Here is a 4,045-nt window from a genome sequence, read left to right on the forward strand (position 1 = left end):
CATGAGGTCCGCCAGCAGGGTGTTTCCGGACGCCATCGCGGCGCCCATTCCGAGGCAGGCTACGATCCGCCAGGCTGCGAATGCCGTGAAGTCGCCCGAGCTGCCGCCCAGGGCAGTGGCCCCGCCGAACACGACCACGCTCACGACGAGGACGAACTTGCGCCCCCATCTATCGGACAGGCCGCCAGCGACGACCGCACCAAGGCCCATCGCCAGGAAGCTAACGGCTACCACCAGGGCGATGCCGCCCCCGACCGAGACGCCCCAGCTCTTGATGAGCGTGGGAAAGACGTGGCTGACGATCGTGACGTCCATGCCGTCGGCCAACAGGACGAGCGTGATCAGAGTGAACCAGACCCAGTGCCTGGGAGTCAGTCGTTCGGAGCTCGATTGATCGAGAGACGGTGTGGCGGATTCATCCCTCGTGTTCAAGTCTCGCGCCACCCTTATGCGCCGGGCTGCGAGAAGAACTTGTTGAGCCGGTCGGTGGGCAAGAAGTCCTCGGGGGCACCGGCCAGATCGGTCAGGTCATTGTGGTCCCACGAGGAATCCGCGAGCTTGGCGAGGTTCTCCCGGGAGACGATCACCGAGGGTTCAACGATCTGGTTGATCTTCGGACCTTGGCCCTTCAGGATGCGCAGGGCCACATCGGCCACTGCCTCACCGGTGCGCACCGACGGGGTCGTCGTGCCAAAGAACGGGTAGTCCTTCTTTGCCAGCGCCCAGGACGAGAATCCGCGGCTCGATCCGTCATCGGCGATCGGCGGGACGTCCATGCCCGATTCCTCAAAGGCGTTGCGGATGCCTACACCCATCGTTCCGGCTTGTAGAACGGCGGCCACCCCGGCAGGGTTGGTGGCAAGGAACTTCTGGACTTCCGCCTGGGCCGTTGCCGGCTGGAAGAAGCCGGTGACCGACCCGGCGACCTTGATCTCAGGGCAGTTCTTCAGGACGGCATCGATGCCCAGGCTTGCGAAGGTCGAGACCGGGATGCCCGGGATGCCATCGACGCGCAAGACGTTACCCTTTCCGCCAATTGACCTCAGCGTGCCTGCGGTCACCTGGGCGATCGCGAGCGGGGTATTCCTCGTCACGCTCACGGCAAACTCGGAATCGATCGGCACCTGGGCCGCAACCAGTGGGACGCCGGCGTCAAATGCGGCCTTGGCCAGGCCGACGGACGGCTCCGGTGCGATTGGCGTGTAAATGATGACGTCCGGCTTCAGCGAGAGCGCCTCATTGAACTGCTGGAGCTGAAGGGGCACATTCGACGGGTCATCCGGCGCGAATTCGCCAACGATCTTGACACCACTGGCCTTCAGGCTCGTGCGAATCGCCCCCGACATSGAGGCAATGAATGGGCTGGCAGGTGGCATGCCCACGATCGCCGCAGTGAAACCGTCAGTCTTCTTCGACTTGTAGCCGGCCCATGCCGATTTCCGGATCTCGTACGGGTAGAGGTTGTACCCCGCGGCGATTTCCTTGGGGAAACCAGTTAGCAGGCCGTTGGGATCATTCACGGTATCCGCCGGCAGTGACCCACAAGTACCTGCGGCCGCCGACTCCGCCGACCCGGGCGCGTTTCCTCCGGAGGAGCCCGGCGCCGCTGGCCCAGACGCCGCACAGCCCGTGAGGGCAAGGGCGCTGACCCCTAGGATCGCAGCGCCGACCGTTGTGAAACGGGGGAAAGAGGGCATCTTCTTCATGTGTTCTTCCTTACCGAATGAACGCTTCGTTGCGTATCGCATCAGACTAGCTACATGCTGTACGATTCGTCTAGTTTCGAATATGACCCACACCACATTTATTGCCAAGGAGATCCGCCGTGACCGACCAACCATCCGGCCTGGTGCTCGCCGGCGTGAGCAAACGCTTCGGTGCCACCCGCGCCCTCGTCCATGGCGAGCTCCACCTCCGACCCGGCGAAATCCACACCCTCCTGGGCGAAAACGGCTCCGGGAAAAGCACCCTCGTGAAGATCATAGGAGGCGTCCACCGCCCCGATTCCGGCACCGTCACATTGGACGGCATCCCCGTAACCAGCCGATCGCCCCGAGCCGCCATGGACCTGGACATTGCGACGGTGTTTCAAGAAGTCCTCACCGCAGGGAGCCAATCGGTCCTCGAGAACGTCTGGCTGGGGTCCCACGGAATGTTCCGTCGCCGGTTGGGCCGCGCCGAGCAACGATCAATAGCCCAAGACGTCCTGACACGCATCGCCGGCGAGATTCCGCTGGATCTTCCCGCGGGGCAGCTCTCGCTCTCAGGGCGGCAGTCCCTCTGCATTGCCCGCGCACTCGTGCGCAACCCGAAGGTGCTCATCCTCGACGAGTCGACGGCCTCCCTGGACGTCAGCTCCCGCGACCGGCTCTTCACGGAGATGCGCCGGCTCGCGGCCAAGGGCACGGCCATCTTGTTCATCTCGCACCGCATGGATGAGGTCGCGGAGATCTCGGACCGGGTTACCGTCCTGCGGTCCGGACAGAGCGTTTCCACCGTGGAGAGGTCGGACCTATCCATCAGCCGCTTGATCTCGGACATGACCGGAAACTCAGGCCCCGACGACGACACCCGGCGGCAACCGCATACCCCCGGGGACACCGTCCTTCAGGGAGCGGCCATCCGTCTGGCACCAGCCTCGGCACCCATCGACTTCGAGCTGCGCGCTGGCGAGATCGTAGGCCTCGCCGGGCTTGAGGGCCACGGTCAGGACCATTTCATAAAGCGCCTGGCCGGTGTGGCAGATGGGCCGGGCAGCGTTGCGCGCCTCCTTGCCGAGGGCGCCGTGGAGCTTAACGAGCACAACGGGGATGTCCTGGGAGTGGCCTACCTGCCGCGCGAACGTCGTGGCGAGTCGCTGTTCGAGTCCATGTCGATCCGCGAAAACTTTGCACTCCCTACGATGGCGAAGGACACCCGCGGCGGCTTGTTGGGCACCCGCAGCGCTGTCCGCCGGTTCGATGCCTTCGCGCAATTATTGTCCCTCCGCTTTGGCTCCTCGCAGGACGCCATCTCCACCCTGTCCGGTGGCAATCAGCAGAAGGTGCTGCTAGCCCGCTGGCTTGCCACCGACCCCAAGGTCCTGCTGCTGAATGATCCCACCCGAGGGGTCGACATCGGGACGAAGCGGGAGATCTACGCCATCTTGCACCGGCTCAGCGCGGAAGGCATGAGCATCGTGGTCCTCTCCAGCGAGGTCGACGAGCTCGTGGACCTCGCTGACCGCGTCCTGGTCTTCCGCGACCAAGCGGTATTTGCCCAGATCCCTCACACACAGCTGTCCACCGAATCCATCGTCGCCGCATACTTCGGCCAGAAATCAGAGGTCCTCACATGAACCGCGTCCTGACCCTGTTCCAGCGCTGGCCCTTCGCCTTTGCTTTGCTGCTCGCGCTGGTGCTGCTGGTGCTGAACCTTTTCATCTCGCCCTCCTTCCTTTCCCCCGCGCGCCTGCCCGGCACCCTGGCGACGCTGGCGCCGTTCGTGCTGGTGGGATTCGCCTCCACGCCCTCAATCTTGGCTGGCGGCATCGACATCTCCGTCGGTCCCCTGGCCACGTTCATCAACTGCTTCTTTGTCGCTGTCCTCATCCCCGCAGGGCTGGGCAACTGGCAACTGGCGGCTCCCATCATCCTGGCAGTTGCCGCCGGGGTCGGAGCGTTGAACGGAGTCCTGGTCGCCGTCCTGCGTCTGCACCCGGTGGTCGCAACTACGGGCATGCTGTTCTTACTAGTGGGAATGTCGCTGACCATCGCCCAGAACCCAGTGGCCGCCCCGGATAACTGGACCGAGCTCTTCGCCGGCGGCATCGGCATTCTCCCTGGCGCCCTGCTGACGATCGGCGCCGCCGGCCTCATCTGGTTCGGCCTGCACCGCACCGCTTTTGTCAGCAATCTCTTGGCCACCGGCGAGAGCGACGTCTCCGCCTACGGATCCGGAGTGAACGTCCGTGTGGTCCGCATCCTGGCCTACACGCTCGGCGGGCTCTTTGCCGGAATCGCCGGAATTGCCTTGACTGCGATCGTGCAGTCATCGCAGTCATCGC

The 4,045-nt window shown here is 64.3% G+C and carries 4 protein-coding genes; 2 read left to right on the plus strand and 2 right to left on the minus strand.

Annotation, left to right across the window (positions count from 1 at the left end; translation table 11 throughout):
- Together AB4Y86_RS13605 and AB4Y86_RS13610 are read right to left on the minus strand one after the other, a co-directional pair.
- Positions 1–432: MFS transporter (locus AB4Y86_RS13605; RefSeq protein WP_441402745.1), on the minus strand; the 432-nt coding region annotated here is incomplete at its 3' end.
- A gap of 14 nt (positions 433–446) precedes the next feature.
- Complete coding sequence (locus tag AB4Y86_RS13610) at positions 447–1,520, minus strand: substrate-binding domain-containing protein (RefSeq protein ID WP_441402746.1); 1,074 nt, start codon at positions 1,518–1,520, stop codon at positions 447–449.
- Between the two features lie 305 nt (positions 1,521–1,825).
- Here AB4Y86_RS13610 and AB4Y86_RS13615 point away from each other — a divergent pair, with 305 nt between their 5' ends.
- Positions 1,826–3,337, plus strand: a complete 1,512-nt coding sequence (locus AB4Y86_RS13615; RefSeq protein ID WP_441402747.1) for a sugar ABC transporter ATP-binding protein — start codon at positions 1,826–1,828, stop codon at positions 3,335–3,337.
- Positions 3,334–4,045: ABC transporter permease (locus tag AB4Y86_RS13620; RefSeq protein ID WP_441402748.1), on the plus strand; the 712-nt coding region annotated here is incomplete at its 3' end. The genes AB4Y86_RS13615 and AB4Y86_RS13620, both read left to right, overlap by 4 nt.

The organism is Arthrobacter sp. 2YAF22_2 (assembly GCF_052114645.1).
In the GTDB taxonomy this organism is placed as follows: Bacteria; Actinomycetota; Actinomycetes; order Actinomycetales; family Micrococcaceae; genus Arthrobacter.